The sequence below is a fragment of the Enterobacter sp. B79-1 genome (assembly GCF_057444735.1).
This window is the reverse complement of the sequence record NZ_JBYAZJ010000008.1, coordinates 68,225-82,281: the sequence shown is the minus strand read 5'-3', so window position 1 is coordinate 82,281 and position 14,057 is coordinate 68,225. Positions and strand designations below refer to the sequence as shown.

Here is a 14,057-nt window from a genome sequence, read left to right as displayed (position 1 = left end):
CACTACAGCACGCTCAGCGCCTTCTCCACCACGTTCTCAACGGTAAAGCCGAAGTACGGGAACAGCTTATCGGCAGGGGCGGACTCACCGTAGCCCCGCATGCCAACAATCGCCCCTTTAAGCCCGACATACTTGTACCAGTAGTCGGCAATACCGGCCTCCACCGCCACGCGCGCCGCGACGCTGGACGGCAGGACCGATTCCCGGTACGCCTCATCCTGTGCATCAAAAATATCCGTGGAAGGCAGAGATACCACACGCACCGCGTGTCCTTCGGCGGTCAGTTTCTCCGCGGCTTTCACCGTGATTTCCACCTCGGAACCTGTGGCAATCAGGATCACGTCCGGCTTGCCGCCGCTGTCTTTCAGGATGTAGCCGCCGCGGGCGATGTTTTTCACCTGCTCCGGGGTGCGCTCAATCTGCGCCAGGTTCTGGCGCGACAGAATTAATGCCGTTGGTCCGTTGTGGCGCTCTACCGCCAGCTTCCAGCCGACCGCCGCTTCGACCTGATCGCACGGACGCCAGGTGCTGAAGTTCGGCGTCAGGCGCAGGCTCGCCAGCTGTTCAACCGCCTGGTGCGTGGGCCCATCTTCCCCCAGCCCGATGGAGTCGTGGGTATAAACCATGATTTGCCGCGCCTTCATCAGCGCCGCCATGCGCGCCGCGTTACGGGCGTACTCGACGAACATCAGGAAGGTGGCCGTGTAGGGCACAAAGCCGCCGTGATGGGCGATGCCGTTGGCAATGGCCGTCATCCCGAACTCGCGCACGCCGTAGTGGATGTAGTTCCCGGCGATGTCCTCTTTGAGCGATTTTGAGCCGGACCAGATGGTCAGGTTACTCGGCGCCAGATCCGCCGAGCCGCCGAGCAGTTCGGGGAGAATAGGGCCGATTGCGTTCAGCGTATTTTGCGACGCCTTACGGGTGGCGATTTTCGCCGGGTTGGACTGCAGGTTTTCGATCAGCGCCTGGGTTTTATCGTCCCAGTCTTCCGGCAGGCCGCCGCTCATGCGGCGTGAAAACTCGGCCGCCAGCTCCGGATGCGCTTTTTTGTAGGCGGCAAATTTTTCGTTCCAGGCTTGCTGGGCTTTCTCACCGTCTTCGCGGGCATCCCAGGCTCTGTAGATCTCTTTCGGGATCTCAAATGGCGGGTATTTCCAGCCCAGCTTCTGCCGGGTCAGCGCCACTTCTTCGTCACCCAGCGCCGCGCCGTGCGCCTCCTCTTTGCCCGCCTTGTTCGGCGAGCCGAAGCCGATGACCGTACGGCAGATAATCAGGGACGGTTTGTCCTTCACGCTCTGCGCTTCCTGAATCGCTTTTTTCACGGCTTCAGGATCGTGCCCGTCAATCTCATGCACCACGTGCCAGTGGTAGGCTTCGAAGCGTTTTGCCGTGTCGTCGGTAAACCAGCCGTCGGTTTCCCCGTCAATAGAGATGCCGTTGTGATCGTAAAACCCGATCAGCTTGCCGAGTCCCAGCGTGCCCGCCAGCGAGCAGACCTCGTGCGAAATCCCCTCCATCAGGCAGCCGTCACCCATAAACACATAGGTGTAGTGGTCGACAATCTCGTGGTCCGGCTGGTTAAACTGCGCCGCCAGCGTGCGTTCGGCAATCGCCAGCCCGACCGCATTGGCTAACCCCTGACCGAGCGGCCCGGTCGTCGTTTCCACGCCCGGCGTATAGCCGATCTCCGGGTGGCCCGGCGTTTTGGAGTGCAGCTGGCGGAAGTTTTTTAGCTCCTCAAGCGGCAGGTCGTAGCCGGAAAGATGCAGCAGGCTGTAGAGCAGCATCGATGCGTGACCGTTGGAAAGAATAAAACGGTCGCGATCGTACCAGGTGGGGTCATTCGGGTTGTGCTTCAGGAAGTCGTTCCACAACACTTCGGCAATATCGGCCATGCCCATCGGTGCGCCGGGATGGCCGGAATTGGCTTTCTGCACGGCATCCATGCTGAGGGCGCGAATGGCATTGGCGAGCTCTTTACGGGACATAGTTCACTCCGTGGCAAGGTTAAAGTTTGGCGGCAAGAAGATCTTCGAGTTTGCGCTGGTCGACGGCGAACTGGCGGATGCCATCCGCGAGCTTGTCGACGGCCATTGCGTCCTGATTGTGCTCCCAGCGGAACTCCGCTTCGGTCATGGCTTTCGGTTTTGGCAAAACGGTGGAGGTCGGCACCAGCTTGCGGATCACCGTCTCTTCTTTGTCCTGAAGCTCCTGGAGCAGGTTAGGGGAGATGGTCAGACGGTCGCAGCCTGCCAGGGCGAGGATCTGCTCGGTACGGCGGAAGCTGGCCCCCATCACGATGGTTTCGTAGCGGTGCTGTTTGTAGTAGTCGTAGATATTACGGACCGATTTAACGCCCGGATCCTCATCCACCACGTAGGGATCCATCGGCTGTTTTGCCTGATACCAGTCGTAGATGCGCCCGACAAACGGCGAGACGAGGAACACGCCCGCTTCGGCACAGGCGCGCGCCTGGGCAAAGGAGAACAGCAGCGTCAGGTTGCAGTGAATGCCCTCTTTTTCCAGCACCTCTGCCGCGCGGATGCCTTCCCAGGTGGAGGCGAGCTTAATCAGGATGCGTGATTTATCGATCCCCTGCTCCTGGTAGAGTTCCACCAGGCGGCGGGCTTTGTTAATGCTTTTTTCTTTATCAAACGAGAGGCGGGCGTCCACTTCGGTCGACACGCGCCCCGGAATGCTTTTCAGAATTTCCGCACCAAAATTAACCGCCAGCTTGTCGCTGGCTTCGGCGACCTGCTGCTCCTGCGTTTTCCCGCGCTGCTTACCGTAGGCAATAGCGTCATCAATCAGATGACTAAAATGGGCAAGCCCGGCCGCTTTGAGCAGCAGCGAAGGGTTAGTGGTCGCATCTTCCGGCTGATAGTGGCGAATCGACTCGATATCGCCGCTGTCTGCAACCACGGTGGTGAATTGTTTGATGCCGTCTAGCTGGTTCATAAATCATTACTCCTTGGAAATAAAAGAGTTAGATGAGTGCGTTAGTTCACACTTCTGAGAAAATCATGATGGACTTAACAAAAAAGCATAGCAGACGGGGGAGGCATTGCTTTTGAGACGGGTAACATGGCTGTTATAAATTGATAACAATTTTTAATGTGTGATGGTGAGAGTTTGGCAGCCTTCAAAGTTTATGCGCTGTCCTGCGGCGATACTATCTGACCGATACGTAAAAGGAATAACAAGATGGACGATCAGTTAAAACAGAGTGCCCTCGATTTTCACGAGTTTCCTGTCCCGGGCAAAATCCAGGTTTCCCCTACCAAGCCGCTGGCGACCCAGCGCGATCTGGCGCTGGCCTATTCGCCGGGCGTCGCTGCGCCGTGCCTGGAAATCGAAAAAGACCCGCTGGCAGCCTACAAATACACCGCGCGCGGCAACCTTGTCGCCGTTATTTCTAACGGCACGGCGGTGCTGGGGCTGGGCAACATTGGCGCGCTGGCCGGTAAGCCGGTGATGGAAGGGAAGGGCGTTCTGTTCAAGAAGTTCGCCGGTATCGACGTGTTCGATATCGAGGTGGACGAACTCGATCCCGATAAATTCATCAACGTGGTGGCCGCGCTGGAGCCGACCTTCGGCGGGATCAACCTGGAAGACATCAAAGCGCCGGAATGTTTCTATATCGAGCAGAAGCTGCGCGAGCGTATGAACATTCCCGTGTTCCATGATGACCAGCACGGCACGGCGATTATCAGCACCGCCGCCATTCTGAACGGCCTGCGCGTGGTCGAGAAAAATCTCTCCGACGTGCGCATGGTGGTCTCCGGCGCGGGCGCGGCGGCGATTGCCTGTATGAACCTGCTGGTGGCGCTGGGTATGCAGAAACACAATATTGTGGTCTGCGACTCCAAGGGCGTTATCTATAAAGACCGCGAGCCGAACATGGCGGAAACCAAGGCGGCGTACGCGGTGGAAGACGACGGCAAACGCACGCTTGAGGACGTCATTGACGGCGCGGATATCTTCCTCGGCTGTTCCGGCCCGAAAGTGCTGACCCAGGAGATGGTGAAGAAGATGGCGCGTGCGCCAATGATCCTGGCCCTGGCAAACCCGGAGCCGGAAATCCTGCCGCCGCTGGCGAAAGCGGTGCGTGAAGATGCCATTATTTGTACCGGCCGTTCGGACTACCCGAACCAGGTGAATAACGTGCTCTGCTTCCCGTTCATCTTCCGCGGGGCGCTGGACGTCGGCGCAACGGCGATCAACGAAGAGATGAAGCTTGCCGCCGTTCATGCCATCGCGGAGTTGGCGCACGCCGAGCAGAGCGAAGTGGTCGCGTCTGCGTACGGCGATCAGGATCTGAGCTTTGGCCCGGACTACATCATTCCAAAACCGTTCGATCCGCGTCTGATTGTGAAAATTGCGCCAGCCGTTGCCAAAGCGGCGATGGACTCCGGCGTGGCGACGCGACCGATTCAGGATTTCGACGCTTACGTCGATAAGCTCACCGAGTTCGTCTACAAAACTAACCTGTTCATGAAGCCGATCTTCTCTCAGGCGCGTGCCGACGCGAAGCGCGTGGTGCTGGCGGAAGGGGAAGAGGCGCGCGTGCTGCACGCCACCCAGGAGCTGATCACCTTAGGACTGGCGAAGCCGATCCTGATTGGTCGTCCGAGCGTCATCGAGATGCGCATTCAAAAGCTCGGCCTGCAGATTAAGCCGGGCGTCGACTTCGAGATCGTTAACAACGAATCCGATCCGCGCTTCAAAGAGTACTGGAGCGAATACTACGCGATCATGAAGCGCCGTGGGATCACCCAGGAGCAGGCGCAGAAAGCGGTCATCAGCAACACCACGGTGATCGGCGCGATCATGGTGCATCGCGGCGAGGCGGATGCGCTGATCTGCGGCACCATTGGCGATTACCACGAGCACTTTAGCGTGGTGCAGGAGATCTTCGGCTATCGCGACGGCGTCCATACCGCCGGGGCGATGAACGCGCTGCTGCTGCCAAGCGGCAATACCTTTATTGCTGACACCTACGTTAACGACGATCCGACCCCGGACGAGCTGGCGGAGATCACCGTGATGGCGGCGGAAACGGTGCGCCGCTTTGGTATTGAGCCGAAGGTGGCGCTGCTGTCACACTCGAACTTTGGTTCGTCTAAATCCGCGGCGGCCTGCAAAATGCGTCAGACGCTGGAGCTGGTGCGCGAGCGTGCGCCGGAGCTGATGATTGACGGGGAAATGCACGGCGATGCTGCGCTGGTGGAGAGCATCCGTAACGAACGCATGCCGGACAGCCCGCTGAAAGGATCGGCGAATATACTGATTATGCCGAACGTGGAAGCGGCGCGTATCAGCTATAACCTGCTGCGCGTCTCCAGCTCTGAAGGGGTGACCGTAGGACCGGTGCTGATGGGCGTGGCGAAACCGGTGCACGTGTTAACGCCGATTGCCTCTGTGCGCCGTATCGTGAATATGGTGGCGCTGGCGGTGGTGGAGGCGCAAACGCAGCCGCTGTAAGCGCGTGGTGTCGGGTGGCGCGTTCGCTTACCCGACCTACGAGTTGACCAGGACGGATAAGCGCAGCGCCATCCGGCAGTTAAACCCAGTCGCGTACTTTCAGGAACTCACTCAAGGCAGCCTCCGGGCTGCCTTCTTTTGGCTCGTAGCTGTACTCCCACCGCACCAGCGGCGGCATCGACATCAAAATCGACTCCGTGCGCCCGCCGGTCTGCAGGCCGAACAGCGTCCCGCGATCCCACACCAGGTTGAACTCCACGTAGCGGCCGCGGCGGTAAAGCTGGAACTCACGCTCGCGCACGCCGTAGTCGGTGTTTTTACGGCGTTCGACGATGGGCAGATAAGCGTCGGTATAGCCTTCGCCTACCGCGCGCATAAAGCTGAACGCGGTATCAAAATCCGGCGTATTGAGATCGTCAAAGAACAGCCCGCCGATGCCGCGCTGTTCGTCGCGGTGCTTCAGGTAAAAGTAGTCATCGCACCACTTTTTAAATTTCGGGTAGACGTCTTCACCAAACGGCAGACAGAGATCGCGCGCGGTAGTGTGCCAGTGCACGGCATCCTCTTCGAAGCCGTAATAGGGCGTTAAATCGAAACCGCCGCCAAACCACCAGACCGGATCGGCCCCCGGTTTTTCCGCAATGAAAAAGCGCACGTTAGCGTGGCTGGTCGGCACAAACGGATTGTGCGGGTGCACCACCAGCGAGACGCCCATCGCTTCGAAGCTGCGGCCAGCCAGCTCAGGGCGATGCGCCGTCGCAGACGCGGGCATCGCGTCGCCGTGAACGTGGGAAAAATTGACGCCCGCCTGTTCGAAGATGCCGCCGTTACGCAGCACCCGGCTGCGCCCGCCGCCGCCCGCTTCGCGCTGCCAGTTATCCTCCTGAAATTCACCGCCGTCTACGGCGGCCAGTTTCCGGCAAATATCATCCTGCAGCTGCAGCAGGAATTTTTTGACCAGCTGTGCATTGGGTTTCATCAACGTTTCCTGGAGTGCGCTTTTTGGTTATCGAACCAGTTGAAGTAGCTGATAATGCCGGAGGCGATGGCGTTGGCGATCTTCTGGCGGAACGCCGTGGTGCCGAGCAGCCGCTCTTCTTCCGGGTTGGTAATAAAGGAGGTTTCCACCAGCACCGACGGAATCGACGGCGATTTCAGCACCACAAACGCCGCCTGCTCGGTGCCTTTACTGTGCAGACGATGCACCGGCTTAATCTTCTTCAGGATATGCGAGCCGAGCGTCAGGCTGTTTTTGATGGTGTCCGTCTGCACGAGGTCGAACAGCACCTGCTGCAACAGATGGTCTTTATCGGTGGCTTTCTTTCCGGCGACCTCATCCGCCCGGTTTTCGCGGTCGGAGAGGTATTTTGCCATGGCGCTACTGGCACCACGGTTGGAAAGCGCAAACACCGATGCGCCTGCTGCCGAAGGGTTGGTAAAGCCGTCTGCGTGGATCGACATAAACAGATCCGCGCCGTGCTGGTGGGCGATCTCCACGCGGTCGTACAGCGGAATGAAGGTGTCCCCGGAGCGCGTCAGGCGGGCGTCAATGCCGTTGCTGCGTAAAATCGATCGCACATTTTTTGCAATCGCCAGCACGACGTGTTTTTCTTTCGACCCGTTTTTGCCGATGGCGCCGGTATCGATGCCGCCGTGGCCCGGATCGAGCATCACCAGACGCTTCGCGCCCGGCTTTTTGGCTTTCGGTTTACTGTGCCCGTTGCTGGTTTTAAGCGTGCTCTCGTCTTTTGCCTGAGCCTGCTTAGCGATGCCCGTTAACGTTAAGGCCGCCAGCCCCGCTTTGAGAACCTGACGACGCGATGTGAGTGCTTTTAATGGTTTGAATGTGCTCATGCGGCCTGAATAGTAAAAATTGCGATCCTGGTGTTATATCGTATCGTGATTACCGTTACGACAGTCCTTATTGATAATTGTTTTACTTTTCATTTCAATACGTGACAAAGTGACATTATGCCAAATTTTGGCGAGATTTTCCCCGGTTATTGGCTAAACGCAGGGTTCACGCCATAATCACTGTTTTTAAACCCAAAAAGGCGGTTAATACCATGGAGATACGCGTTTTTCGCCAGGAAGATTTCGAAGAGGTGATTACCCTTTGGGAGCGCTGCGATCTGCTGCGTCCGTGGAACGACCCGGAAATGGACATCGAACGTAAGGTGAATCACGACGTCAGTTTGTTTCTGGTCGCGGAAGTGAACGGTGAGGTTGTCGGTACGGTGATGGGCGGTTACGACGGCCACCGCGGTTCGGCCTATTATCTGGGCGTGCATCCGGAATACCGGGCGCGCGGCATTGCCAATGCGCTGCTCAATCGCCTGGAAAAGAAACTCATCGCTCGCGGCTGTCCGAAAATTCAGATTATGGTGCGAGAAGATAACGACGTGGTGCTGGGCATGTATGAGCGTCTGGGCTACGAGCATGCTGACGTCCTGACTCTGGGCAAGCGTTTGATCGAAGATGAAGAGTACTGAGATCCATCCGGCTGACTATGACGCGCAGGGCCGTGTCAGGCTGCCTTTTCTGTTCTGGTGCGTTCTGCTGTTACAGGCCCGCACCTGGGTGCTGTTTGTAATGGCCGGAGCGTCGCGCGGGCAGGGCGACACGCTGCTGAATCTCTTCTATCCCGATCACGATGCATTCTGGATCGGATTACTGCCGGGCATTCCGGCCGTACTGGCGTTTTTAGTCAGCGGACGGCGGCATCTGATCCCTCGCTTTTGGGGCGCGCTTCGCTGGCTGCTGATCCTTGCCCAAATTGCGCTGCTCTTCTGGCAGCCGGTACTCTGGTGGTACGGTGAGCCGCTCACGGGCATCGGTATTGCGCTGGTCGTTGCCGATATCGTGGCGCTGCTGTGGCTGCTGACCAATCCTCGCCTTCACGCCTGTTTTAGGCATCAGGATGATTAATTCGGCACTTTTTGCCGAAGTCGCACTCCAACAAGCGTTGATTTAATTAGAAAGGATGTTTCAATGAAATCGCTGCGTTTACTTTTATGCGCTCTTCCGCTGGCGTTGACCGGCTGTTCGACGCTCTCCTCTATTAACTGGTCTTCTGCGTATCCGTGGAACTGGTTTGGTTCTTCCACCGAAGTGACCGAGCAGGGCGTAGGGAAAATTACCGCGTCAACCGCGCTGGATCAGGATGCCATTCAGGATGCCCTGAGCAGTGATTATCGCCTGCGCAGCGGCATGAAAACCGAAAATGGCAATATCGTGCGTTACTTCGAAGCGCTGAAGGGTGACACGCTGGCGCTGGTGATTAATGGTGATAAAGGCACGGTAAACCGTATCGCGGTGATGGATGAAGACATTCCAACCGCAACCGGTGTGAAAGTGGGGACCCCGTTTAGCGATCTCTATAAACAGGCGTTCGGCAACTGCACCAGCGTGCCGTCTGACGACAAGGTTGCGGTGGAATGTAAGGCTGAAGGTAGCCAGCACATCAGCTACCTGTTCACCGGAGAATGGAGCGGCCCGGAGGGGTTAATGCCATCTGACGACACGCTGAAAAACTGGAAAGTGAGCAAAATACTCTGGAAGCAGTAATTTGCGCCTGAACAAACCGTCTTGCTGAAATCCGGGTATAATAGCCGCCATCAATGCCACGCTGACGTGGCATCTTTATTTCAGGAGGAGCGATGTCTCAGGTTCAGAGTGGCATTTTGCCAGAACATTGCCGCGCGGCGATTTGGATTGAAGCCAATGTTAAAGGGGACGTGGATGCCCTGCGTGCGGCCAGTAAAGTGTTCGTTGATAAACTGGCGACCTTCCAGGCTAAATTCCCGGAAGCCCACCTCGGTGCCGTTGTCGCCTTTGGCAATAACGTCTGGCGTCAGCTGAGCGGTGGCGAAGGTGCGGAAGAGTTAAAAGACTTTATCCCTTACGGCAAAGGCCTTGCACCCGCCACGCAGTACGACGTGCTGATCCACATTCTTTCCCTGCGTCACGACGTGAACTTCTCCGTAGCCCAGTCTGCTGTTGAGGCCTTTGGCGACAGCATCGAGGTGCAGGAAGAGGTTCACGGCTTCCGCTGGGTGGAGGAGCGCGATCTGAGCGGCTTCGTTGACGGCACCGAAAACCCGGCAGGCGAAGAGACGCGTCGCGACGTGGCGGTGATCAAAGACGGTGTGGACGCGGGCGGCAGCTACGTGTTCGTGCAGCGCTGGGAGCACAACCTCAAGCAGCTTAACCGCATGAGCGTGCACGACCAGGAGATGATGATTGGCCGAACCAAAGAAGCCAACGAAGAGATCGACGGCGATGACCGTCCCGTTACCTCTCACCTGACCCGCGTTGACCTCAAAGAAGACGGAAAAGGGCTGAAGATTGTCCGCCAGAGCCTGCCCTACGGTACGGCCAGCGGCACGCACGGCCTTTACTTCTGCGCCTACTGCGCGCGCCTGTATAACATTGAACAGCAGCTGCTGAGCATGTTTGGTGATACCGACGGCAAGCGCGACGCCATGCTGCGCTTCACGAAACCGGTGACCGGCGGCTATTACTTCGCGCCGTCCGTTGAGCGCCTGCTGGCGCTGTAATGACCGTTCTCCCTCTCCCTGTGGGAGAGGGCTGGGGTGAGGGCCATCAGGCCGCACCCCTTATTCCCTTTTCTGCTTCTAAATCACCAAACGGTATATAAAACCGTTACTCCTTTCGACCTCGTTATAAATATTATGACTATAAGATAGTCATCACATTTATAAGGGTGCGCAATGGCCGTTACTGTACTAAAAAAAGGATCGCTGGCACTGGCAGGTTTACTGCTGGTGGCGCAGGCGCAGGCAACCGAGCTGCTTAACAGTTCGTATGATGTCTCCCGCGAGCTGTTTGCCGCCCTTAACCCACCGTTTGAACAGCAGTGGGCAAAAGACAATAACGGCGACAAGCTGACCATCAAGCAGTCCCACGCCGGTTCATCCAAACAGGCGCTGGCCATCCTGCAGGGACTGAAGGCCGATGTGGTGACCTATAACCAGGTGACTGACGTGCAGATCCTGCACGATAAAGGCAAGCTGCTCCCGGCGGACTGGCAGAGCCGTCTGCCAAACAACAGCTCGCCGTTCTATTCCACCATGGGCTTCCTGGTGCGCAAGGGCAACCCGAAGAACATCCACGACTGGAACGACCTGGTGCGTTCCGACGTAAAACTGATTTTCCCGAACCCAAAAACCTCTGGCAACGCGCGTTATACCTATCTGGCGGCATGGGGCGCGGCGGATAAAGCTGACGGTAACGATAAAGCGAAGACCGAGCAGTTCATGACCCAGTTCCTGAAAAACGTCGAAGTGTTTGATACCGGCGGCCGCGGCGCGACCACAACCTTCGCGGAGCGTGGTCTGGGCGATGTCCTGATCAGCTTCGAGTCCGAAGTAAACAATATCCGTAAACAGTACGAAGCGCAGGGCTTCGAAGTGGTTATCCCGAAAACTAACATTCTGGCCGAGTTCCCGGTGGCCTGGGTGGATAAAAACGTGCAGGCAAACGGTACCGAGAAAGCGGCAAAAGCCTATCTCAACTACCTGTACAGCCCGCAGGCGCAGACCATCATTACCGATTACTACTACCGCGTGAATAACCCGGACGTGATGAACAAGCTGAAAGATAAATTCCCGCAGACCGATTTGTTCCGCGTGGAAGACCATTTCGGCTCATGGCCTGAAGTGATGAAAACGCATTTTGTCAGCGGTGGTGAGTTAGATAAATTGCTGGCGGCGGGGCGTAAGTAATGTTTGCAGTATCGACAAAACGCGTGCTGCCGGGCTTTACCTTAAGCCTCGGAACCAGCCTGCTGTACGTCTGCCTGATTTTGTTGTTACCGCTCAGCGCGCTGGTGGTGCAGCTCTCTGATATGAGCTGGGCCCAGTACTGGGACGTCATAACCAACCCGCAGGTGGTGGCAGCCTATAAGGTGACGCTGCTGTCGGCGTTTGTGGCGTCGATTTTTAACGGCGTGTTCGGCCTGCTGATGGCGTGGATCTTAACCCGCTACCGTTTCCCGGGCCGCACGCTGCTTGATGCGCTGATGGATCTGCCGTTTGCACTGCCGACGGCGGTGGCGGGCTTAACGCTGGCGTCGCTGTTCTCGGTGAACGGTTTTTACGGTGAGTGGCTGGCGAAGTTTGATATCAAAGTGACCTATACCTGGCTCGGTATCGCGGTAGCGATGGCCTTCACCAGCATTCCGTTTGTGGTGCGAACCGTACAGCCGGTACTGGAAGATTTAGGCCCGGAATATGAAGAAGCGGCGGAAACGCTGGGGGCGACGCGTTGGCAGAGTTTCCGCAAGGTTGTGCTGCCAGAGCTTTCTCCGGCGCTGCTGGCGGGCGTGGCGCTCTCCTTCACCCGTAGCCTCGGCGAGTTTGGTGCGGTGATCTTCATCGCCGGGAACATCGCGTGGAAAACGGAAGTGACCTCGCTGATGATTTTTGTGCGTTTGCAGGAGTTTGATTATCCGGCTGCGAGCGCGATTGCTTCGGTGATCCTCGCCGCGTCGCTGCTGCTGCTGTACTCGATTAACACTCTGCAAAGTCGCTTTGGTCGACGTGTGGTAGGTCACTGATGGCGGAAGTTACTCAATTGAAGCGTTACGATGCGCCCCGCATCAACTGGGCAAAATGGTTTCTGATTGGGACGGGCGTGCTGGTATCCGCACTTATTCTCGTTGTGCCAACGGTCTATATCTTTGTCCAGGCATTCAGTAAAGGGATTATGCCCGCGCTGGAAAATCTGGCGGACCCGGATATGCTGCACGCCATCTGGCTGACCGTGTTGATTGCGCTGATCACGGTACCGGTCAACCTGGTGTTCGGTACGCTGCTGGCCTGGCTGGTGACGCGCTTCAACTTCCCGGGACGTCAGATGCTGCTGACCCTGCTGGATATTCCGTTTGCCGTGTCGCCTGTTGTTGCCGGTCTGGTTTACCTGCTCTTTTACGGCTCTAACGGCCCGCTGGGCGGCTGGCTGGATGAGCACAACCTGCAAATTATGTTCGCCTGGCCGGGCATGGTGCTGGTGACCATCTTCGTGACCTGTCCCTTTGTGGTGCGTGAACTGGTGCCGGTGATGCTAAGCCAGGGGAGTAACGAAGACGAAGCCGCGGTGCTGCTGGGCGCTTCCGGCTGGCAGATGTTCCGCCGCGTAACGCTGCCGAACATCCGCTGGGCGCTGCTTTACGGCGTGGTGCTGACCAACGCCCGCGCGATTGGGGAGTTCGGGGCCGTTTCTGTTGTATCCGGTTCCATTCGTGGTGAAACGCTGTCGTTGCCGCTACAGATTGAGCTGCTGCAGCAGGACTATAACACCATCGGCTCCTTTACTGCCGCAGCGTTGCTGACGCTGATGGCGATTTTGACCCTGTTTTTGAAGAGTGTGGTGCAGTGGCGTTTAGAGAATCAGGAAAAACGTCTGCATCAGGAGGGAAATCATGAGCATTGAGATTGCCAATATTAAGAAGTCTTTTGGTCGCACCCAGGTGCTGAATGATATCTCGCTGGATATCCCTTCCGGACAAATGGTCGCGCTGCTGGGGCCGTCAGGTTCCGGTAAAACCACGCTGCTGCGTATTATCGCCGGGCTTGAGCATCAGACCAGCGGACATATCCGCTTTCACGGCACCGACGTGAGCCGCCTGCATGCCCGCGATCGTAAAGTAGGCTTTGTGTTCCAGCATTACGCGCTGTTCCGCCATATGACGGTGTTCGACAACATCGCGTTTGGTCTGACGGTGCTGCCGCGTCGCGAGCGTCCAAATGCGGCAACTATCAAAGCGAAAGTGACCAAACTGCTGGAGATGGTGCAGCTTGCGCATCTGGCAGACCGTTTCCCTGCCCAGCTTTCCGGCGGGCAGAAACAGCGCGTGGCGCTGGCGCGCGCGTTAGCCGTTGAGCCGCAAATCTTGCTGCTGGATGAACCCTTCGGCGCGCTGGACGCACAGGTGCGTAAAGAACTGCGTCGCTGGCTGCGTCAGCTCCATGAAGAGCTGAAGTTCACCAGCGTCTTCGTCACCCACGATCAGGAAGAGGCGATGGAAGTCGCGGACCGCGTGGTGGTCATGAGCCAGGGGAACATCGAGCAGGTTGACGAGCCGGAGCAGCTCTGGCGCGAACCGGCAACCCGTTTTGTCCTGGAGTTTATGGGCGAGGTGAACCGTCTGCAGGGCACCATTCGCGGCGGTCAGTTCCACGTCGGCGCGCACCGCTGGCCGCTGGGCTATACCTCCGCGCATCAGGGGCCGGTCGATCTGTTCCTGCGTCCGTGGGAAGTTGACGTCAGCCGTCGCACCAGCCTGGATTCACCGCTGCCGGTGCAGGTGCTGGAAGCTAGCCCTAAAGGTCACTACACCCAATTGGTGGTACAGCCGCTGGGCTGGTATACCGAGCCGCTGACCGTGGTGATGCGCGACGAAGAGCCGCCGCACCGGGGTGAGCGCCTGTTTGTCGGGCTGCAGCATGCGCGTATTTATCACGGGAAGGAGCGCATCGAGACGCGCGAGGATATTGCTCTGGCAGAGACAGCCTGATAGGTTATTAGGATGTTTATCGCCCGGTGGC

General features: G+C 57.6%; 13 protein-coding genes. 9 read left to right on the top strand and 4 right to left on the bottom strand.

The window, feature by feature from the left end; all coding sequences use genetic code 11:
- Positions 1-2 precede the first annotated feature (2 nt).
- Both tkt and tal read right to left on the bottom strand, forming a co-directional pair.
- Positions 3-1,991 carry a transketolase gene (tkt, locus tag AC2T6E_RS19205; RefSeq protein ID WP_486692882.1) on the bottom strand — a complete coding sequence of 663 codons (1,989 nt, stop codon included), beginning with the start codon at positions 1,989-1,991 and terminating at the stop codon, positions 3-5.
- 19 nt (positions 1,992-2,010) lie between these two features.
- Positions 2,011-2,961, bottom strand: coding sequence for a transaldolase (gene tal / locus AC2T6E_RS19200; protein ID WP_010433786.1), 951 nt, complete (start codon positions 2,959-2,961; stop codon positions 2,011-2,013).
- 246 nt (positions 2,962-3,207) lie between these two features.
- Between tal and maeB the strand changes: the two genes are divergently transcribed.
- Positions 3,208-5,487, top strand: coding sequence for an NADP-dependent oxaloacetate-decarboxylating malate dehydrogenase (maeB, locus tag AC2T6E_RS19195; RefSeq protein WP_010433785.1), 2,280 nt, complete (start codon positions 3,208-3,210; stop codon positions 5,485-5,487).
- A gap of 79 nt (positions 5,488-5,566) precedes the next feature.
- Here the strand turns inward: maeB and hemF are convergent, their stop codons facing one another.
- Both hemF and amiA read right to left on the bottom strand, forming a co-directional pair.
- Positions 5,567-6,466 (bottom strand): oxygen-dependent coproporphyrinogen oxidase, encoded by a 900-nt coding sequence (gene hemF / locus AC2T6E_RS19190; protein ID WP_174340878.1) that lies wholly within the window; start codon positions 6,464-6,466, stop codon positions 5,567-5,569.
- Complete coding sequence (gene amiA / locus AC2T6E_RS19185) at positions 6,466-7,341, bottom strand: N-acetylmuramoyl-L-alanine amidase AmiA (RefSeq protein ID WP_042718951.1); 876 nt, start codon at positions 7,339-7,341, stop codon at positions 6,466-6,468. The genes hemF and amiA overlap by 1 nt, the downstream gene beginning before the upstream one ends.
- A gap of 212 nt (positions 7,342-7,553) precedes the next feature.
- On the opposite strand from amiA, the gene AC2T6E_RS19180 reads away from it, so the two are divergent.
- The 8 genes from AC2T6E_RS19180 to cysA all read left to right on the top strand — a co-directional run bounded on the left by AC2T6E_RS19180 (position 7,554) and on the right by cysA (position 14,026).
- Entirely contained in the window at positions 7,554-7,979 is a 426-nt protein-coding gene (locus AC2T6E_RS19180) for a GNAT family acetyltransferase (protein ID WP_003861292.1), read from the top strand.
- Positions 7,966-8,415: a DUF2919 domain-containing protein gene (locus tag AC2T6E_RS19175; protein WP_010433777.1), complete on the top strand. Its 450-nt coding sequence runs from the start codon at positions 7,966-7,968 to the stop codon at positions 8,413-8,415. Before AC2T6E_RS19180 ends, AC2T6E_RS19175 begins: the two co-directional genes overlap by 14 nt.
- Positions 8,416-8,478: 63 nt before the next feature.
- Positions 8,479-9,054, top strand: a complete 576-nt coding sequence (locus AC2T6E_RS19170; RefSeq protein WP_010433775.1) for an RpoE-regulated lipoprotein — start codon at positions 8,479-8,481, stop codon at positions 9,052-9,054.
- 92 nt (positions 9,055-9,146) lie between these two features.
- Positions 9,147-10,046, top strand: a complete 900-nt coding sequence (locus AC2T6E_RS19165) for a Dyp-type peroxidase (RefSeq protein WP_120157752.1) — start codon at positions 9,147-9,149, stop codon at positions 10,044-10,046.
- A gap of 174 nt (positions 10,047-10,220) precedes the next feature.
- On the top strand, positions 10,221-11,234 hold the full coding sequence (cysP, locus tag AC2T6E_RS19160) for a thiosulfate/sulfate ABC transporter substrate-binding protein CysP (protein ID WP_010433770.1): 1,014 nt from the start codon (positions 10,221-10,223) through the stop codon (positions 11,232-11,234).
- Complete coding sequence (gene cysT / locus AC2T6E_RS19155; RefSeq protein WP_100165791.1) at positions 11,234-12,067, top strand: sulfate/thiosulfate ABC transporter permease CysT; 834 nt, start codon at positions 11,234-11,236, stop codon at positions 12,065-12,067. Before cysP ends, cysT begins: the two co-directional genes overlap by 1 nt.
- A complete protein-coding gene (gene cysW / locus AC2T6E_RS19150; protein WP_010433766.1) occupies positions 12,067-12,942 on the top strand; it encodes a sulfate/thiosulfate ABC transporter permease CysW in 876 nt (291 codons plus the stop codon). The genes cysT and cysW overlap by 1 nt, the downstream gene beginning before the upstream one ends.
- Positions 12,932-14,026: a sulfate/thiosulfate ABC transporter ATP-binding protein CysA gene (gene cysA, locus AC2T6E_RS19145; protein ID WP_042716105.1), complete on the top strand. Its 1,095-nt coding sequence runs from the start codon at positions 12,932-12,934 to the stop codon at positions 14,024-14,026. Before cysW ends, cysA begins: the two co-directional genes overlap by 11 nt.
- Positions 14,027-14,057: the final 31 nt, after the last annotated feature.